17 protein-coding genes are annotated in these 19,193 nt (G+C 64.0%); 11 read left to right on the top strand and 6 right to left on the bottom strand.

Annotated features, from left to right (window positions below; genetic code table 11):
- Positions 1 to 78 precede the first annotated feature (78 nt).
- The 4 genes from ACWHY3_RS03335 to ACWHY3_RS03350 form a co-directional block, all read right to left on the bottom strand.
- The gene (locus ACWHY3_RS03335; protein ID WP_448127559.1) at positions 79 to 1,686 is read right to left on the bottom strand and encodes a peptide ABC transporter substrate-binding protein; all 1,608 of its coding nucleotides are present in this window, start codon (positions 1,684 to 1,686) and stop codon (positions 79 to 81) included.
- Positions 1,687 to 1,873: 187 nt separating this feature from the next.
- On the bottom strand, positions 1,874 to 2,812 hold the full coding sequence (locus ACWHY3_RS03340; protein WP_448127560.1) for a C40 family peptidase: 939 nt from the start codon (positions 2,810 to 2,812) through the stop codon (positions 1,874 to 1,876).
- A 74-nt stretch (positions 2,813 to 2,886) separates the two neighbouring features.
- Positions 2,887 to 4,485, bottom strand: a complete 1,599-nt coding sequence (locus ACWHY3_RS03345) for a peptide ABC transporter substrate-binding protein (protein ID WP_448127561.1) — start codon at positions 4,483 to 4,485, stop codon at positions 2,887 to 2,889.
- 254 nt (positions 4,486 to 4,739) lie between these two features.
- Entirely contained in the window at positions 4,740 to 6,317 is a 1,578-nt protein-coding gene (locus ACWHY3_RS03350; RefSeq protein WP_448127562.1) for a peptide ABC transporter substrate-binding protein, read from the bottom strand.
- 263 nt (positions 6,318 to 6,580) lie between these two features.
- Here ACWHY3_RS03350 and prfB point away from each other — a divergent pair.
- The 7 genes from prfB to ACWHY3_RS03385 all read left to right on the top strand — a co-directional run bounded on the left by prfB (position 6,581) and on the right by ACWHY3_RS03385 (position 13,279).
- Positions 6,581 to 7,679 (top strand): peptide chain release factor 2 gene (prfB, locus tag ACWHY3_RS03355; protein WP_139284292.1). Its coding sequence is split into 2 segments (ribosomal slippage): positions 6,581 to 6,655 and positions 6,657 to 7,679, totalling 1,098 coding nucleotides; the frame shifts between segments, so codons are not numbered across the junction.
- A gap of 157 nt (positions 7,680 to 7,836) precedes the next feature.
- On the top strand, positions 7,837 to 9,381 hold the full coding sequence (gene lysS, locus ACWHY3_RS03360; protein WP_448127563.1) for a lysine--tRNA ligase: 1,545 nt from the start codon (positions 7,837 to 7,839) through the stop codon (positions 9,379 to 9,381).
- A gap of 247 nt (positions 9,382 to 9,628) precedes the next feature.
- Positions 9,629 to 10,015, top strand: coding sequence for a hypothetical protein (locus tag ACWHY3_RS03365; protein ID WP_087717602.1), 387 nt, complete (start codon positions 9,629 to 9,631; stop codon positions 10,013 to 10,015).
- Between the two features lie 46 nt (positions 10,016 to 10,061).
- Positions 10,062 to 11,450 (top strand): MFS transporter, encoded by a 1,389-nt coding sequence (locus tag ACWHY3_RS03370; RefSeq protein ID WP_087717603.1) that lies wholly within the window; start codon positions 10,062 to 10,064, stop codon positions 11,448 to 11,450.
- Positions 11,451 to 11,543: 93 nt separating this feature from the next.
- Positions 11,544 to 11,855, top strand: a complete 312-nt coding sequence (locus tag ACWHY3_RS03375) for a BolA family protein (protein ID WP_087717604.1) — start codon at positions 11,544 to 11,546, stop codon at positions 11,853 to 11,855.
- Complete coding sequence (locus ACWHY3_RS03380) at positions 11,852 to 12,724, top strand: hypothetical protein (protein ID WP_087717605.1); 873 nt, start codon at positions 11,852 to 11,854, stop codon at positions 12,722 to 12,724. The genes ACWHY3_RS03375 and ACWHY3_RS03380 overlap by 4 nt, the downstream gene beginning before the upstream one ends.
- A gap of 60 nt (positions 12,725 to 12,784) precedes the next feature.
- A complete protein-coding gene (locus ACWHY3_RS03385; RefSeq protein WP_087717606.1) occupies positions 12,785 to 13,279 on the top strand; it encodes a GNAT family N-acetyltransferase in 495 nt (164 codons plus the stop codon).
- A 144-nt stretch (positions 13,280 to 13,423) separates the two neighbouring features.
- Here the strand turns inward: ACWHY3_RS03385 and ACWHY3_RS03390 are convergent, their stop codons facing one another.
- Together ACWHY3_RS03390 and rsmD are read right to left on the bottom strand one after the other, a co-directional pair.
- The gene (locus ACWHY3_RS03390) at positions 13,424 to 13,639 is read right to left on the bottom strand and encodes a cell division protein ZapB (protein WP_087717607.1); all 216 of its coding nucleotides are present in this window, start codon (positions 13,637 to 13,639) and stop codon (positions 13,424 to 13,426) included.
- 144 nt (positions 13,640 to 13,783) lie between these two features.
- Entirely contained in the window at positions 13,784 to 14,458 is a 675-nt protein-coding gene (gene rsmD / locus ACWHY3_RS03395; protein ID WP_448127564.1) for a 16S rRNA (guanine(966)-N(2))-methyltransferase RsmD, read from the bottom strand.
- Between the two features lie 396 nt (positions 14,459 to 14,854).
- Here rsmD and ftsY point away from each other — a divergent pair, with 396 nt between their 5' ends.
- From ftsY to rpoH, 4 genes are all read left to right on the top strand, one after another.
- Positions 14,855 to 16,363 carry a signal recognition particle-docking protein FtsY gene (gene ftsY / locus ACWHY3_RS03400; RefSeq protein ID WP_448127565.1) on the top strand — a complete coding sequence of 503 codons (1,509 nt, stop codon included), beginning with the start codon at positions 14,855 to 14,857 and terminating at the stop codon, positions 16,361 to 16,363.
- A complete protein-coding gene (gene ftsE, locus ACWHY3_RS03405) occupies positions 16,360 to 17,028 on the top strand; it encodes a cell division ATP-binding protein FtsE (RefSeq protein WP_071231779.1) in 669 nt (222 codons plus the stop codon). The genes ftsY and ftsE overlap by 4 nt, the downstream gene beginning before the upstream one ends.
- On the top strand, positions 17,025 to 18,017 hold the full coding sequence (gene ftsX, locus ACWHY3_RS03410; protein ID WP_071231780.1) for a permease-like cell division protein FtsX: 993 nt from the start codon (positions 17,025 to 17,027) through the stop codon (positions 18,015 to 18,017). Before ftsE ends, ftsX begins: the two co-directional genes overlap by 4 nt.
- Before the next feature lie 270 nt (positions 18,018 to 18,287).
- Entirely contained in the window at positions 18,288 to 19,154 is an 867-nt protein-coding gene (gene rpoH / locus ACWHY3_RS03415) for an RNA polymerase sigma factor RpoH (RefSeq protein ID WP_087717610.1), read from the top strand.
- Positions 19,155 to 19,193: the final 39 nt, after the last annotated feature.

A 19,193-nucleotide genomic window follows, 5' to 3' on the forward strand; every position in this document is an offset into this window, starting at 1 on the left:
TTCCCCGATCCGCCCATGCTTAGGCGTTGCTGTCATTGTCATTATTGGTGTTGTCACTTGAGCGGTTCGCGGCTCATCTCAATCGCGCTCGGGCAAAGAAAACCAGCGTGACAAGTGCCGGTTGAGCGCGTTGTCTGCCCAGCCCTCCAGTTTCGGGTTGACCAGGTTGCGCGAGACGTCGACGTAGATCGGCGCCACGGCATAGTCGGAAAGCGCCTGTCGCTCGGCCTGCTCGAGTAGTGTCTGACGAGCAGCCATGTCGGTTTCACGACTGGCCTTGGCCATCAGCTCGTCGAACGCCTGGCTGCGATAGCCGCCGTAGTTCTTGGGCGAGTCGCTCTGCAGGATGCCGAGAAAGTTGCTGGCGTCGTCGAAATCCGCGACCCAACTGCCGCGGCCGACGTCGAAGTTGCCTGCGGCGAGCTCGGCGTAGTGAACTGCGCCCTCGGCGTTGACCAGCTGCGTCTCGACGCCGAGCGGCTTCCACATGGCGGCCAGCGCCACGGCGATGCGCTTGTTGGCCTCGGTGGTGGAGTAGCGCAGCGTCAGCTTGAGCGGGTGATCGGGGCCGTAGCCGGCGTCTTTCAGCAGCGCCTGGGCCTCGGCGACTCGCTCGTCCCTTGCCTGATCGAGGCCGGGCATGGCTTGGGCGTCGTAGTGGCTGACCCCTTCCGGAACGAAGCCGCTGGCCGGGGAGACGACGCCGTCCATGATCTGATCGGCGATGACGTCGCGGCGGATCGCCAAGTTAAGTGCTTCCCGCACCCGCTTGTCGGCGGTCGGGTGGCCGTCGCGCTGGTTGAGCGCGAAGTAGTAGTTGGCCAGCTGCGGCGCGAGGTGGACGGCGTCGGGCAGGTTCTGCTGCAGCCACTGGTAACGATCCGGCGAGAAGTCGCGGACGATGTCCAGGCCGCCGGCGCGGAAGCGCTGCAGGCCGGCGCTGCGGTCCTCGACCGGATAGTAGTCGACGCCATCGAGCGCGACGTCTGCGGCTGCATGAAACTCGGCGTTCTTGCGCGCCGCGATATGATCGTGGGAGATCCAGCCGGTCGGCGTGAAGGCACCGTTGGTCGCGATGTGATCCATCTGCGTCCAGTCGTTACGGAATCGCTCGACCAGATGTGATGGCACCGGAGACGCGGCGATATGAGCCAGCAGCGTCGGGAAGTAGGGCGTCGGCTGATCGAGCGTGATCTTCAAGGTCTTGGCGTCGACGGCTTCGACGCCGAGTTCGGGGGCGTCCTTCTCGCCCTTGGTATGCGCTTCGGCGCCGCGAATCGGATAGAACAGGCTGGCATAGACGGCGCCATTGGCCGGGTCGAACAGGCGCTGGAAGGCGAGCACGAAATCCTCGGCGACCACGGGTTCGCCATCCGACCAGTTGGCGTCGTCGCGCAGCTTGAAGGTATAGACCTTGCCGTCGTCGCTGAGTGACCAATCGCTGGCTGCGCCGGGGATGTATTTACCGGAAGGATCCAGCGTGACCAGGCCTTCGAACAGATCGCCCAGGACGTCGTTCTCCCAGGTACTGCCACCGATCCGAGCGGTATCCAGCGAGGCGGGCTCGCCTTGAATACCGATGCTCAGCGTGGCGGCCTGCACGCTGCTGGTCAGTAGACCCAGCCCCAGCAGCAGGCCAAAGCGGCCTGGCCGACGATGAAGTCGTTGTTTACGCGGTTGGTGCATGATCGAGTCCATCCGTTATTAGACAATTGTTGTTACTGGTCTAGTTGCCGGGCTTGTCGCCGGGCTTGTCGCCGGGCTTGTCGCCGGGCTGTGTGCCGGGGACGGGAACCCATCTCGATCGTATTCCATTCGGCGCCGGTAACGGCGCTTTTCTGCATCGCTGTCTTGCTATCGCCAGCGTCTCGACTCAGGACGCTTCCGGCGTGGATAGGTAGCGGCGCACCGCGCAGAGCTGTTCGGCATAGCGACTGCCACCGAGCCGGCGACATTCGATGCGCGCATTGTTCGTCGGCGAGTGCAGCATACGGTCCTCGCCGAGATAGAGCGCGACGTGATCGACCACTAACCGGCCTGTGTCGTCGGGCTTCTCGAAGAACAATAGGTCGCCGGGGCGGCGCTCGCCGAGTTCGACCGGCTGCCCCGTCTCGACCTGATCGGAGGCGTCGCGGGGCAGTGCGATGCCTATGGCGGCGAACAGACTGTGCACCAGCCCCGAGCAGTCGTAGCCGAAGCTTGAGTTGCCGGCCCACAGGTAGCGCAGGCCATCGAAACGTCTGCCGAGCCTTTCCAGCGTGGCGGCGGTTGCCGGGAAGCGTTCATCCGGCAGATGAACACTATTCCGTGATAGCCAGCCCCGGCCCAGCGGCGTGTCCACCCAGATGCGGCTGGCGTCTTTCTCGATCGGGTGAGCCAGCCTCAGTCGGGTCAGGAAGCTCAGTTTGAGCGAGCGACCCTGGGGCAGGCCCTGCATCCAGGCGACAGGCGTGACCACCGTTGCCGCTTCGGTGCCGACGGCGAGGCAGCCTTCCCCTTCGGCGAGCTGCGTGGCCGGAATCCAGCCGGGATAGCCGCGAGGATCGAGCGACGAGCGCTGGTTCGGGACCACCACGCGACACCAGTCGTTGCCCTGGCTGTCACGATGGCGTTCGAGTATCTCGACCGGCGTATCCAGCAGCGCCTGGGTGGCGAGCCGTTTCTCCTTGCATAGCGCGAGCCGGGTGTCGTCATCCAGGGCGGCCAGCCAGTGTTCCAGCTGGGCCGGGTTGCCCAGCGCCGGGGCATCGATGGCCCGCGGCGCTTCGGGCGAGGTCCACACGCCCGCGACGGTGACGGCGATACGACTCATGCCAATACCCCATGACGGCAATTCATGCCCGGACTCTCATTCATGCCCGGACTCTCCGACGGCGCATCACGCCGTTACTCCGTGAAGTGGACCCAGCGCGACGGATGGTCGTCCTCGACGTTGTCTTCCCAGCCTTCGAGCTTGGGGCTCACCAGGTTGCGGGTGACGTAGGTCAGCATGGGAATGAACGCATAGTCGCCCAGCGCCACGTTCTCGGCTTTCTCGAGAATTTTTTCCCGGGCGTCGAGATCCTGGGTCTGCGCCGCCTGATCCATCAGCTTGTCGTACTCGGGATTGGAGTAGGCGCCGTAGTTGTTGCCGACACCGGTATGCAGCAGGGTGAGGAAGTTTTCGGCATCGTTGTAGTCGGCAATCCAGCCGGCGCGGGCGACATCGAAGTCACCCTGCTGAATGGTCTGATAGTGGACGGTCGCTTCGGAATTGATCATCTGCACATGAACGCCCAGCGGCTTCCACATCGCGGCCATGGCGATGGCGATCTTCTTGTGCTCATCGCTGGTGTTGTAGCGTAGACGCAGATCGAGCGGCTGGTCCGGGCCATAACCGGCTTCCTTCAGCAGCGCCTTGGCCTTGGTCATGCGCGCATTCATGTCATCGCTACCGAGATCCATCTGCTGGGTTTCGTAATGACTGGTACCCGGCGGGACCATGGCGGTCGAAGCCTTGAAGCTGCCAGCCATGATCTGCTCGGAGAGCACGTTGCGGCGAATGGCAAGGTTGAGTGCTTCCCTTACGCGCTTATCGGCCGTAGGGCTGCCCTCGCGGTTGTTGAGCGCATAGTAGTAGGAGCCGAGATACGGACTCATGTGCGTGGCATCCGGCAGGTTGTCGGTCAGCCATTGATAGCGGCTGGAGGGGTATTCACGCAGCACGTCCAGTTCGCCGGCACGAAAGCGCGAGATGCCGGCGTTTCGATCTTCCGTCGTGTAGTAGTTGACGCCGTCCAGCGAGACGTCGTCGGCGTCATAATAGGTCGAGCTCTTCTCGACGCTGATCTTCGACTGCGAAACCCAGTCCACCGGCTTGAAGGCGCCGTTGGTGGCAATGTGATCGAGCTTGACCCAGTCCTTGCCGTATTCGTCGACCAGATGCTTGGGCACCGGGTAAGCGGTGTAGTGAGTCAGCAACTGCGGGAAATAGGGCGTTGTGTGATTGAGCGTGACCTTGAGCGTCTTGCCGCCGTCCAGCGATTCGGCGCCCAGCGTGTCGGCGGCCTTGTCGCCGGTGTTGATCGCTTCCGCGTTGGCGATCGGGTAGAGCATGTAGGCGTACTTGGAGGCGTTTTCCGGCGCCAGCAGATGCTGCCAGCCAAACACGAAGTCTTCGGCGGTGACTGGTTCGCCGTCTGACCACTCGGCGCCTTCTCGCATGTGGAAGGTGTAGGTCTTGCCGTCGTCGGAGACTTCCCACTTGGTTGCCATGCCCGGCAGAATCTCACCGTCCGGGGATTTCTTGACCAAGCCTTCGTAGACGTCCATCAGCACCTGGGATTCCCACACGCCGCCGGAAACCTGGGAGGTATCGAAGGAGGCGAGTTCGCCCATGACGCCGATGTTGAGCGTCTCGGCCAGCGCCGACGGGGCCATCAGGGAAGTGGCCAGCGCCAGGGCGCCCAGGGGCAACAGGGTGCGGGGGAGTTGCAGCTTCGACATCTTTGGAAAGCTCCGACTTGTTGTTGTGAAAATCCGTTGTGAAAGGCTCGCTGTAGGGCGATCGCCGCGGAGGTGCCGTCAGCGAACCGGCCAATGACCGGCCCGGGGATCGATGCGACACCTTCGCGCGAACCTCATGACCCGTCTAATTCAAATGCTCGATAGACCGTTTCATTTCATGCATATAGACGTGCGAGAGCGGCTAGTGACGCCGCTCCTGCTGTGATTTCAGTCACAGATAGACGTTGGTCTAGTCACTCCGGCAGCTCGATCCAGCGCGAGGCATGCATATCCAGTGCGTTGTCGTTCCATCCCTCGATTTCGGGATCGACCAGGTTGCGCGAGCTGTAGGTATAGATCGGCGTCAGCGGATAGTCGGCCAGCGCCAGTGCCTCGGCCTGCTGCATCAGCTGTGCGCGCTTGGCCGGGTCCTGCTCGGCGTCCGACCGGGTGACCAGCTGATTGTAGTCGTCGTTCTGGTAGGCGCCGTAGTTGTTGGTCTCCGCCGACAGCAGTTGCAGGAAGTTCTGGGCGTCGTCGTAGCTGGAGATCCAGGCGGCGCGGGCAACCTGGAAGTCGCCCTCCATCAGGTCGGCGTAGTGGACGTTGGCCTCGGTGTTTCTGAGTTCGACATCGACCCCCAGGGGCTTCCACATCGCGGCGACGGCCACGGCAATCTGGCGATGCTCGTCGCCGCTGTTGAAGCGCAGCGTCAGTTCGAGCGGACTGTCCGGGCCGTAGCCGGCTTCCTGCATCAGCGACCTGGCCTCGGCCAGACGTTTGTCCATGTCGTCATCGAGCCCCGGCTGGGACTGGGCCTCGTAGTCGCTGGTTCCCGGCGGTACCAGCGAGGTGGCCGGTTCGACGCCGCCCTTCAGCAGCTGCTTGGCGATCACGTCGCGACGAATCGCCAGACTCAGTGCCTCGCGCACGCGCTTGTCCGCCACCGGCGAGCCTTCGCGCAGGTTGAACACGTAGTAGTAGGTGCCCAGCGACGGAAACAGGTGCGTAGCGTCCGGCAGGTTCTCCGACAGGCGCGGATACTGCGCCGCCGGATAGTCGCGCAGGATGTCGAGCTCGCCGGCGCGGAAGCGCTGGATGCCGGCGTTCTTGTCCTCCAGCGGGTAGTAGTCGACACCGTCCAGGCTGACGTTGTCGGCGTCATGGAACCGATCGTTCCTGACCGTCTCCAGCTCGGTGTTGGAGACCCATTTCACCGGCTTGAACGCACCGTTGACCTCAATGTGGGAAGGATCGCTCCAGTCATCGCCGAACTCGTCCACGAGGTGCTTCGGGATCGGATAGGCAAACGGCAGTACCAGCGTCTTGAGGAAATAGACGGTGGGCGCGTTCAACGTGATCCTGAGCGTCTTGCCGTCGTCCAGGGATTCGACACCCAGCGCATCGAGCGGCTTTCTGCCTGAATTGATCGCCTGGGCGTTGACCACTGGGTAGAGGCGGTGGGCGTAATTCGATGCGGTCTCGGGATCGACCTGGTGGCGATAGGCGTAGACGAAGTCGTCGGCGGTCAGCGGCTCGCCGTCGGACCACTCGAGCCCATCGCGAAGATGAAAGGTGTAGGTCTTGCCGTCATCGGAGATCTCCCAGATTTCGGCGGCGCCGGGGATGATCTGACCGTCGGCGTCGATGGCAATCGGGCCTTCGAAGATATCCCGCAGGACGTCCTCTTCCCACACGCCGCCGGTGATCCTGGCCGGACTGAGCGAGGCGGGATCGCCGGAAATGCCTACCTGCAGCGTCGCGGCCTGGAGCGGCAGGGCAGTGAGTGTGGCAGCGAAACCGATGGCGGCAGCAAGGCGGGTCGGTGACATGGAAATGCTATCCCTGAAATGATGGTCAATGACCGAGTGATCGGTGACCGAATGATTATTGGTAGATGGCTCATGGTTTTCCAACCTTAGCGCATCGAGCCCGGCCGTACAGCGCTTTGCGCTTGCCCGCGTCTGGCGGGATGACGCTATGCCGGCAGTTGGCTACAATGAGCGCCCTTTTGGGGCGTTCTCTCGATTCGTTTTTCCGGTTCACGCATTCGTCGAGCCGAGGGAGCGCCCGCGGCTACGTTGGCAGGAATCCCATGCAAGAGATCAATCCGATCAACAACCTCATCAAGGACCTGTCCGAACGGACAGACGTCCTGAGGGGGTATCTTTGACTATGCCGAGAAGAAAGACCGGCTAGAAGAAGTCTCCCGCGAGCTGGAAAACCCGGACGTCTGGAACGACCCTGACTACGCTCAGAAGCTGGGCAAGGAGCGGGCGTCGCTGGAAGCCGTGGTCGAGACCATCGATACCCTCGATGCGGGCCTCACCGACAACCGCGAGCTGCTCGAGCTGGCGGTGATGGAAGAGGACGACGCGACCATCGACGAGGTTCGCAAGGAGCTTGCGTATCTCGAGGGCCAGCTCGACAAGCTGGAATTCCGGCGCATGTTCTCCGGCGAGATGGACGAGAACAACGCCTATCTCGACATCCAGGCCGGCTCCGGCGGCACCGAAGCCCAGGACTGGGCCAACATGCTGCTGCGCATGTACCTGCGCTGGGCCGAGCATCACGGCTTCAAGGCCGAGTTGACCGAAGTCTCCGCGGGCGAAGTGGCCGGGATCAAGTCCGCCACCATTCACGTGCAGGGCGAATACGCCTTCGGCTGGCTGCGTACCGAGACCGGCGTTCACCGTCTGGTGCGCAAGAGCCCGTTCGATTCCGGCGGGCGTCGGCACACCTCGTTCGCGTCCGTGTTCCTTTCCCCCGAGGTGGACGACAGCTTCGAGGTCGAGATCAACCCGGCCGATCTGCGTACCGACACCTACCGCTCGAGCGGCGCCGGCGGTCAGCACGTCAACACCACCGATTCGGCGGTGCGTATCACCCACGAGCCGACGGGGATCGTGGTGGCCTGCCAGAGCCAGCGCAGCCAGCACGCCAACCGCGACTTCGCCATGAAGCAGTTGAAGGCGAAGCTGTGGGAGCACGAGATGCAGAAGCGCAACGCTGCCAAGCAGCAGGCCGAAGAGAGCAAGGCCGACATCGGCTGGGGCAGCCAGATCCGCTCCTACGTGCTTGACGACCAGCGCATCAAGGATCTGCGAACCGGCGTGCAGAGCAGCAACTGCGACAAGGTGCTCGACGGCGATCTGGATCAGTTTATCGAGGCCAGCCTGAAGCAAGGTCTCTAGCTACGAGCTACGAGCTACGAGCTACGAGCTACGAGCAGCTCCAGCTCAGGGGAGCTATAGACAGCAGCTTCGAGAAAGGGGTTTGCGAGCAGCTTCCGGCAGAAGAGGATTACCCTCGCGGCTCGCGGCTTTACTTTATTTTTTGACAGGCGACGACATGGCGAACCAGGACAACCCGCAATCTCCTTCCGATGCGCACAATGATGCGCATGAAGAAAACCGGCTGATCGCGGAGCGCCGTGCCAAGCTGGCGGCACGTCGCGAGCAGGCGGCGGAGCAGGGTGGCAGCGCATTTCCCAACGACTTCCGGCGTGACAGTCTGGCGGCGGACCTGCAGGTGGAACTGGGCGACAAGGAGAAGCCCGAGCTCGAGTCGCTCGATCGCCAGGCGGCCGTCGCCGGGCGCGTCATGCGCAAGCGCGGCCCGTTCGTGGTGATCCAGGACGTTTCCGGCCAGATCCAGTTTTACGTCGACAAGAAAGGGTTGCCCGCCGAGCTGCTGGAAGATATCCAGAGCTGGGACATCGGTGACATCGTCGCCGGCCGCGGCCCGGTCCACAAGTCCGGCAAGGGCGATCTCTACGTCATGCTGGTCGAGGCCAAGCTCTTGACCAAGAGCCTGCGCCCGCTGCCGGACAAGTTCCACGGCCTGACCGACCTCGAGGCACGTTATCGTCAGCGCTACGTCGACCTGATCATGAATCCGCAGTCTCGGCGCGTGTTCGAGGTGCGTTCCGGCGTCATCGCCGCGATCCGCCGGTTCATGGTCGAGCGCGGCTTCATGGAAGTCGAGACGCCGATGCTGCAGCCGATCCCCGGCGGCGCCACCGCGCGGCCGTTCACCACGCACCACAACGCGCTGGATATCGACATGTATCTGCGCATCGCCCCGGAGCTCTACCTCAAGCGCCTGGTGGTGGGCGGGTTCGAGCGGGTGTTCGAAATCAACCGCAACTTCCGTAACGAAGGTCTGTCGACGCGGCACAACCCGGAATTCACCATGCTCGAGTTCTACTGGGCCTATGCCGATTACCGGGATCTGCTAGACCTGACCGAAGCGGTGGTCCGTGACGCCGCCGAGCAGGTACTGGGCACCACGACCGTCACCTATCAGGGCACCGACTACGACCTGGGCCAGCCGTTCCGTCGTCTGACCCTGCGCCAGTCGATCATCGAATACGGCGCCGAGATCGAGGGCGATGCCATCGGCGAAGCCGACATCGATACGTTCGAGGCGGCCAAGGCGACCTGCGAGCGCCTGAACATTCCGGTCAAGCCGACCTGGGGCCTGGGCAAGCTGCAGACCGAGATATTCGAAGCCGTCGCCGAGCATCGGCTCGATCAGCCGACCTTCATCACCGAGTATCCGGCCGAAGTCAGCCCGCTGGCGCGACGCAACGATACCAACCCTCACGTTACCGACCGCTTCGAGTTCTTCGTCGGCGGGCGCGAGATCGCCAACGGCTTCTCCGAGCTCAACGACGCCGAGGACCAGGCCGAGCGTTTTGCCGCCCAGGTGGCGGAGAAGGACGCCGGCGATCTGGAGGCGATGTACTACGATGCCGACTACGTGCGCGCGCTGGAATACGGCATGCCGCCGACCGCCGGCGAAGGCATCGGTATCGACCGGCTGGTGATGCTGCTGACCGATAGTCCATCGATCAGGGATGTGCTGCTGTTCCCGGCGATGCGCCCGGAATAACCCCGAATACAATAGCTGCGCCGTCCAATCGCGGCGTTGCGCGGTACTCGGCGCGCCTCACCTATACCCCATAGGCTCGGGCGCCTGTGTTCCGTGCGCCTTGCGCTTGAACAGGCTCGCAGATTGTCTCGGTGCTATTCTCGCTCTGTGTTCATGAGTTTGTTGGTCAGGGGCGTGTCTAGCGCCCATAATGGCTGCGGTTCGAATTCCGCCGACCCCGTGCGGTTCCCAAGAAGAGGTGACACCGATGAAGCTGCTCAATCGTTCCGCGCTGAGCGTCAAGCCGACCCAGGCGTTCGTCGACTGGGTCAACTCGTTGGAGCCGACCGTCGGTGAAGACGACCTGACGCTCGACGATATCGCTGGCGAAAACACCGTTTACCTGATCCCCGAGATGGATACGCCGGAGGCGTTGCATGCCTATGTCGGGGAGCGCTATTACGACATTCTCGAAACCGAGCTGCGGGCGTGGGAAGAGGATGAGCGCCAGTGGCCGGAGAATCTCGACTGGTCGCTGTTCCAGGCGTTCCTCACCCTCGAACACAGCTATCTGGCGGTGGATCTCGATGACGAGGCCGCGCTGGAAACGTCCGAGGTCGACGACGAACTGCTGATGGAGACCGACGAGGAGTGATGGGTCGGATGTTGCCTGACGGCGGTGCCTGCCGCTACCCGAAGACATGCTGAAGCGCCTGTTCGAGGAGCGCCCGGGGGACGACGGCCTACCCGGGCGCGAACGCAAGCTGGCGCTACTGGCGATGATTACCGGTACCCAGATGGCGGTGCTGGACAACGGCATCGTCAATATCGCCCTTCCCACCCTGGCCCAGGAACTGTCGATCAGCGGTTCCGAGTCGATCTGGATCGCCAACGTCTACCAACTGGTGACCGCCGCCTTGCTGCTGACCTTTGCCGCGGTGAGCCGTCGGGTGGGGCGCCACCGGCTCTATATCGGTGGCCTGCTGGTCTTCACCGTGGCGTCGCTGGGCTGTGCGCTGGCGCGCTCGTTCGAGTTCCTGCTCGCGATGCGAGGCCTGCAGGCGGTCGGTGCCGCCGCGATGCTGAGCATCGGGCCGTCGCTCTATCGCATCATCTTTCCCACCCGGCTGTTGGGGTCGGCAATAGGCCTGAGCGCGCTGACGGTGGCGTTCGGCATCGCCGCGGGGCCGTCGCTGGGTGGTGTGATCCTGCACGTGGCGAGCTGGCCGTGGCTGTTCGCCATCAACGTGCCGATCGGGCTGCTGGCGCTGACGCTGGGTGTGCGCGCGCTGCCGAGGGAAGCGCCCATCCCCGGACGGATCGATATCTGGGGCGCGTTGATGTCGATCGTCATGCTCAGTGGCAGCGTTTTTGCTCTGGATCAGTTCGGCCATGGCAATGGCGGCGTGCTGGCGCTATCGACGCTGGCGCTCAGCGTGGCCTGTCTGCTGGGGTTCGTCTACCGCCAACGTCACGCCGTCAGGCCGCTGGTGCCGTTGGCACTGTTCGCCGAACCGCGCTTCTCGTTTGCCGCGGTCGTGTCGATGTTTGCGTTTCTGGCCCAAGGCGTGGCTTTCGTGGGGCTGCCGTTCCTCTACCAGACCGTCATGGGCGTGTCGCCGATCATGTCGGCGGTACTGTTCACGCCCTGGCCGCTGGTGATCATGGTCATCGGGCCGCTGGCGGGGCGTCTGGCGGACAAGGGTAACCCGGCACTGATCAGTTCGACCGGGCTGGGCCTTTTCCTGCTGGGCATGCTGGCACTGACCGGGCTGGACGCCGACTCGAGCTACCTCGACGTGATCTGGCGAACCGCGCTGTGCGGCGTGGGGTACGGGCTGTTCCAGGCGCCGAACAATCGCGAGATGATCGGCAGCGTATCGGTGGAGCTGAGCGCCAACGCCTCCGGCGTGCTGGCCTCGGTGCGTACCTTCGGGCAGTCGCTGGGAACGGCGCTGGTCGGGCTGATTCTCGGCCTTTCGTTCGGATCGTTGACGCTATCGCTGTGGGTGGGGAGCGTATCTGTCATGATTGCGCTGGCACTGAGCCTCTATCGCACGCCGATGGCCGCCAAGGGACGACGGCGCTGAGCTTCGCCTCTGGTGGCCGAGCCCATTTCCCGGTCGTCGCTCGATGGGCCGGTGAGACGTTACAATGATTCGGTTGGCACAGGAGGAACTGTCATGAGTGTTCAGGCACGTATCGAAGAGAAACTCGCGACGCTCGAGCCGGTCCAGATGGCGGTCGAGAACGAGAGCCACATGCACCATGTGCCACCGGATTCGGAAACTCACTTCAAGGTGACGCTGGTCTCCGATCGGTTCGCGGGGCTGATGCCCGTCAAGCGGCATCAGCTGATCTACAGCTTGCTGGCGGACGAGCTCGCGGGGCCCGTGCACGCGCTGGCGCTGCATCTCTACACGCCGCAGCAGTGGTCGGCGCGCGGTGAAGCGAGTCCTGACTCGCCCAACTGTCGTGGTGGTGGCGGGCGGTGATCGGCGATCCTCAACGCCTTCAGTACCTCGAAGCCATGGGTATCACCACCTGGACCTCGCGGTACCGCTTCGTCAATGCCAGGCCGACCGAGCAGGTCGAGTGGGAAACTGCTCCCTCACCGGAGAAGCCCGCGCCGGGGCAACGGCTGCAGGCACTGCTGGAAACGCCGGCTCGGCCGGTCGAGGTCGAGCGTGATCGCCCCGCGGCAGAATCGGCGCCTGCACAGCCGACCGTCGCGCCGCTGTCGCGAGCCCGAGCCCTGCTCGACGGCGCCACGGGCGAAGGCGTCAAGGAGTCCCGCTCGCCAGCGTCGAACTCCGAGTCCACATCTCGCCAGGCGCCTGCCTCCCGGCCGGCGGAAGAGGCCCGGACGGACGATGCTGTCCAGTCCGCCGATCAGGTGCCGACCGAACCGCTGCGTTTCACGCTGTCGTTGTCCGTCATTGACGAACGCTGGTGGCTGTTGCTGCCCGGCGAACGGCCACTTTCTGCCGCCGGGCAGACGCTGCTCGGGCAGATGTTGAAAAGCGTCGGCATTCCCGCCAACGGCGCGCCATTATCGAACCTGACCTGGCCGCTGATGGATGCGCCGGCCAGTGACCCGGTCGACGAGGCCCGCGAGGGCATTCAGGTATTCTGCGCCGGGCAGGCGCGGCGCCATGGTATGCACATCGATGGCGCCATCGTCGTCGGCGACGAGGTCTGGTCGCCGCTGCTGAGCGATCCGGCGAACGAGGTCGGCTGGGTCTGCCACGCGCTGCCTCACCCCGACGATTTGCTGACCTCCGCCAAGGCCAAGCGAGAATGCTGGCCGCTGTTGCAGTCGATGGGGCAAGCCTGGCGGCAAGGCCCTGCCGCGCCGAAGTGATCGGCGTCTACCGATGGCCGACGCGTCGACGTCAAATGCTTTCCTCGAGTAGCGCTTTCCATGTCGATCAACGTTTGCAAAACCAGGAGTTCACCGGTCGGCACGGCCCCGGTTCGGCTCGGGATCGAGAACCTGCCGGCATTGATGGCATTCGAGCGTCAGGCCAACGATGATGCCTGGTCGGAAGCGCTGCTGAGCGCGGCGCTGGTCGACGACGACTTCGACGTCTGGGGAATCTGGGCAGTGGAAGGTGTCGAACTGCGAGCGGCTGCCGTCCTGGCTTATCTGCCTTTCGATGCCGAGCTGCAGTCGATCTGTGTTCGGCCGAGTGACAGACGCCACGGGCTGGCGCGTGAACTGCTGGGGTGGATCACGCAGTGTGCCATCGAACGGGGAGTCGAACGCCTGCTGCTGGAGCTTCGCGCGTCCAATGTCGCGGCCCGGCGGCTCTACGAGAGTGCCGGATTCGCGGTCGACGGCCAGCGGCGTGGCTACTATCGTCGCGATGACGGCGGCAGTGAGGATGCAGTGCTGATGTCACGGGAGCTCGTGTGAAGTCTCGCCGGTAGCGCGTTACCGTTGTGGCAGCTTCAGAGGCGAGAGCAGGATCGGAGGCTGGATAGGCGGGAAACTCAGGCTGTGCGGCGGGGCAGGTGGCTCGACGGGGCAGGCGGTGATGCCCCGCCCCATCGATTCGCTTCAGCCGTTCTGGTTGGCGCTGTCGCTGGCGCCAGCGCTATCCAGTGGCTGCAGCTTGTCCAGCAGGCCGCCGAGACGCTGTTCCCACTCTTCGCGCTCCTGCTGGAAGCGAGCATTCTCTGCCTTGAGCTCTTCGTTCTCCATTTTCAGCATTTCGATGCTGTCGACGGCATCCTGGATCTTCTGTTCCAGCTTGGCGAAGATTTCCCCGTTCATCTGCACTCTCTCCTTGAAAGTTTTGGGCCTTGAAAGTTCGTGGCTGTGGTCTCGAACGTCGATGACCGTAAAAACACTGGTGACCTGATGGGCGCCAGCGTACGTGGCGTCAGGGCCGACGACAAGCGTCTCGAAGCGGCGACGTCATTTGGCCGTTGGCTGACGTCTGAACAGCCGGCCATGGCTGTCTCCGGCGACGATGTCGCGGTGCAGTTGCCAGTGCCCCGGCGCTTGCCAGTCAAGCTCTTGTTCCGTCTCGACGTAGATCATGGCGTCGGGCGCCAGCCAGCCCCCCGATTCGAGCGCCTGGCACGTAGGCTGCGCGAGCCCTTGGCGAAACGGCGGGTCGAGAAAGACGATATCGAACGCGGCAGGCGTGCCCGCCAGAAACCGTTCCACATCAGTTCGATGCACCTGGCCCGCGGCTCCCAGCATGGCGATGTTTGCCTCCAGCGCAGCGGCCACGTGAGCGGTCGACTCGACGAACATGGCCTGCGCCGCGCCGCGCGACAGCGCTTCCAGCCCCAGCGCACCGGTGCCGGCATAGAGATCCAGCACGCGCCGGCCGGCGATATCGAAGGAAAGCCAGTTGAACAGGGTTTCCCGGACCCGATCCGGTGTCGGGCGCAAGCCCGGACTCTCGGGGATCGGCAACTTGCGGCGGCGGAAATCGCCTCCGATCAGGCGCAGCTGGCCGCTGCCACGGCTTGCGGACTGCCGGTCTCCCTGGCGGGAGCGGGCGTCATTGGCGTGGCCTCGAGGGCTGTGAGCGTGATTGCGAGCGCCGTTGGCGGCCCGACGGGAACGACGTCGATTCATGGCGGGCAATTGTACCCCCGCAACCCTCGCGGTGATAGGATGAGGCGCAGGGTCTGTCGCCGTTTCATGCACGGCCGCGCCGGAGCCAGTTTTTGTGCGGGGCAAGGCGTGAGGAGCGTAGTTTGGTCATTCCAAATGAATGACGAATAACGCAGCACCGTGCAAAACTGGCCCGGCCCTTCGGGTTGCGCGGCAAATGGCGTCATGCGGCGTTGCGGGACTGGACAAGGGAACCATCCTTCTCTGCATCCCGCGCCTGGCCTGACACCATTTGGCGCAGCAACGCGGTTCGCGCTGAAGCGGCGACAGACCCTGGTTATCGATATTCTCCGAAGCCGTGATGATCGGCGCTGATTCAGCGACGCAAGCACGGCTTTTTCATCAGTGAAGCCATCCATGTTCGGACTATTCAAGAGTCGTAAAAAGCAGCAGCAGGAAGAGGAAGCCCGCCGGCGTGAGGCCGAGGAAGCCGAGGCCAGGGCGGCAGCGGAGCGCGGCGAGGACGAGCCGGGCGACGACACGCCTCGGGAGGAGCCGAACCCGGCGACCACGCAGGGTGACGAGGCCTCTGGCGAGGTAAGTGCCGACCGGGATGAAACGGCTGTCGACGAGGATGGCGAGCGTGCCTCGGTGTCGGGCACCGTCACGCCCGATGAGCCTTCCGTCCAGGCCGAGGATCCCGAGCGTCCGGCCACCGTGGATTACGAGCCCTCTTCGCTCGAGGAAACGGCCGCCAGGGAAGCGCTCAGCGAGCCGCTGTCGCAGGAGTCGCCGCAGTCGGCCTTGCAGGAAGACCAGGCCGAGGGAACGCGCGCGACCGATCTGGCGAGGGACGTGACGCCGGCGCCGGAGCCCGCTTCGATGCCCGAGCCCGAGCCCGAGCCCGAGCCCGAGCCCGAACCCGAACCCGAGCCGCCTGCAGCCGTATCATCGGCATCCGCACCGGCCCCCAAAGAGAAGCCCAAGGGCGGCTGGCTGGCGCGCGTTCGTGCCGGCCTGGGGCGCACTCGCGCGAACCTGACCGACGGCATCGCCGATCTGTTGCTGGGCAAGAAGCAGATCGACGACGAGCTGATGGAGGACCTCGAGACCCAACTGCTGCTGGCCGACGTGGGGATCGAGGCGACCACCGAGATCATCGAGCGGCTGACGGGGCGAGTCTCGCGCAAGGAGCTGGCCGACGCCGATGCGCTCTATCGTGCGCTTCAGGAAGAGCTGGCAGCGCTGCTCGAACCGGTCTCCCAGCAGTTGCAATTGCCGCCGAAGGGCGAGGGCCCGTTCGTGATCCTGATGGTGGGCGTCAACGGAGTCGGCAAGACCACGACCATCGGCAAGCTCACCCAGCGTTTCCAGAACGAAGGCCGTAGCGTGATGCTGGCAGCCGGCGACACCTTCCGTGCCGCCGCGGTCGAGCAGCTCAAGGTCTGGGGCGATCGCAACCGAGTTCCGGTGATCGCCCAGCACACCGGTGCCGACAGCGCCTCGGTCATCTACGATGCCGTCGCTGCGGCCCGGGCGCGCAAGGTCGACGTGCTGATCGCCGACACTGCTGGCCGGCTGCACAACAAGAGCCATCTGATGGAAGAGCTCAAGAAGGTGCAGCGTGTCATGGCCAAGCTCGACGCCAGCGCGCCGCATGAGGTGATGCTGGTGCTCGATGCGGGGACGGGGCAGAACGCGATCTCCCAGGCGACCACCTTCGATGAAGCCATTCCGATCACCGGGATCACCTTGACCAAGCTCGATGGCACCGCCAAGGGGGGCATCATCTTTGCTCTGGCCAAGAAGATGGGGACACCGATCCGCTTTATCGGGGTCGGGGAGTCGCTTGAGGACTTGCGCCCGTTCGATGCGCAGACCTTCGTCAAGGCGCTGTTCGGTCGGGACGGCGATGCCGATTCATGATTGCCTTCGAGCACGTTGGTAAGCGCTACGGCGGACGCTTCGAGGCACTCGCCGATATCAACTTTCGCGTCGAGCGGGGCGAGATGCTGTTCCTGACCGGCCACTCCGGTGCCGGCAAGAGCTCGCTGCTGCGCTTGATCATGCGTCTCGAACGCCCTTCACGTGGCCGGGTGCTGGTCGCCGGTCACGACCTCGATCAACTGCATATCAGTCAGGTTCCCTACTATCGCCGCCAGATCGGCGTGGTCTTCCAGGATCACCAGCTGCTGTTCGATCGGGACATCTTCGCCAACGTGGCATTACCGTTGACGATACAGGGCGTCGAGCCAGGCGATGCCGCGCGACGCGTGCGCGCCGCGCTCGACAAGGTCGGGCTTCTGCATCGTGAGCGGGCCCTGCCGATCGAGCTTTCCACCGGCGAGCAGCAGCGCGTGGGCATTGCTCGAGCCGTGGTCAACAAGCCGGCGCTGCTGCTGGCCGACGAGCCGACCGGTAATCTCGACCCCCAGCTCTCCGCCGACATCATGCGGCTGTTCGAAGACTTCAACCGTATCGGCACCACGGTCCTGGTGGCGAGCCACGATCTGGCCTTGATCGCTCGCCTGCGCCATCGGGTGCTGAAGCTGCGGGATGGCAGGCTCATCGGCGACGAGGAGGCGGCATGAGCGAGCGTCGACCCTCCGCCGAGCGTCGTGTCGAAGGGCGGCGCGGAGCGCAGAAGCCGCAACGCCGAGCTGGGGGCGGCGGTCGCGCCTGGATGCGCCATCACCGCGCGATGATGGGCGACAGCGCGTTACGGTTGATCAGGCGCCCGATCTCGACGCTGTTGACCATGCTGGCGATCGCCATTGCACTGATTCTGCCGGCCGGTCTGTGGCTGGTGCTGGACAGCGCCCGGCTGCTCGATGCCGAGCTCGACGAAAGCGCCACGCTGACGGTCTACTTCCAGGCGGATATCGATGAGTCCGAGGCGATGGATCTGGCCGCCGAGGTCGGCGGGCAGCCCGGCGTGGCCGGCGCGCGCTTGGTGACGGCGGCCGAGGGGCTGGCGGCGTTCCAGCAGACACTGGGCGTCGACGATGCGCTCTCCCAGCTCGACGCCAACCCGCTGCCGGCCAGCGTCGTGGTCACACCGGACGATACCGCGCCCGCTGCCGTACAGTCGCTGAGCCAGCGTCTGCAGACGATCGAGGGAGTCGATGAAGTCCGGCTGGATCTGGCCTGGCTGGACCGGCTGCAACAGCTGGCGGACTTGGGGCAACGCGTCGCGCTGGCGCTGGCGCTGCTGTTTGGCCTGGGCGTGCTGCTGGTGGTCGGCAACACGATACGGCTGGCCGTGGAGAGTCGGCGCCAGGAGATCGAGGTCGTGACGCTGATCGGTGCGACGCATGCTTTCGTGAGGCGCCCGTTTCTCTACAGTGGCGCCTGGTATGGGCTGGGCGGAGGTGTTCTGGCGCTGGTGATTCTCATGCTTGGCGGGAACTGGCTGGCGTCGCCGGTCGCGGCGCTGGCGGAAAGCTACGGCGCCCACTTCGCGCTGCCGTCGCTGGGTGGCAGGAATTCGGTTTTTCTGCTGCTTTTTAGTACACTGTTGGGCTGGTTGGGAGCATGGCTTGCCGTGGGGCGTCATCTATCGGACATCAAGCCACGCTAGGCTAACCAGCGGTTTCGAAAAGTCGTCAACGGTGTCGAGATGCGGCCATGATGCCATTCGCCGCCATTCATCGTATTATCGGTCAGCCCAGCGAATGGCCGATTTCAGGCCTGTTGAAGTTGGCGTGGTTATTGAACTTTTGTCTACACTGAGGGTCTCATCAGGCACTCTCGTAGACAGGCAGAACAACCTGTCGCGACGTGTTCCAGGCGGATCGAGCCAATACCGGCTCTTCGCTCCGACACGCCGCCTAGCATGGAGACAACGCACATGAGCACCAGTCTTCAATCCATTGGGAACCTTTCCCCGGGTCACGATCTCAACGGTTACATTCAGGCCGTCAACGGCATCCCCGTTCTGACGGCGGAAGAAGAGCATGACTTGGGCGTGCGTCTTTACGAAGAGGACGACCTCGAATCGGCCCGCCGGCTGATCATGTCGCACCTGCGTTTCGTCGTGCATATCGCGCGAAGCTACTCCGGTTATGGATTGCCCCAGGCCGACCTGATCCAGGAAGGCAACGTCGGGCTGATGAAGGCGGTCAAGCGTTTCGACCCGTACCAGGGCGTTCGTCTGGTCTCTTTCGCAGTTCACTGGATCAAGGCCGAGATCCACGAATATGTGCTGCGCAACTGGCGCATCGTCAAGATCGCCACGACCAAGGCGCAGCGTAAGCTGTTCTTCAACCTGCGCAGTGCCAAGAAGCGGCTGGCGTGGTTGAGCAACGACGAGGTCGATGCGATCGCCAAGGATCTCGACGTCAAGCCGAAGGTCGTGCGCGAGATGGAAGGTCGTCTGTCTTCCTACGACGCGGGCTACGATGCCAGCCCCGGTGAAGAGGAAGAGCAGGGCTATCAGGCGCCGGCGCAGTATCTTGAGGATCACAGCTTCGATCCTGCCGCGCAGCTCGAAGCGGATGACTGGGAAGCCGACTATACACGGCGTCTGCGAGAGGCGCTTGGCGAGCTGGACGAGCGTTCTCGCGACATTCTGCAGCGTCGCTGGCTTTCCGAGCACAAGTCCACGCTCCATGAGCTGGCCGATGTCTACGGCGTGTCGGCCGAGCGCATTCGCCAGCTCGAGAAGAACGCGATGAAGAAGATCAAGCAGCAGCTGGGTGACGCGATCGCCGCGTGATGGCTGGCTGAAGATACTCGCTCATGGCGCGAGGCGGTC

This window comes from Salinicola sp. NYA28a (genome assembly GCF_976982775.1).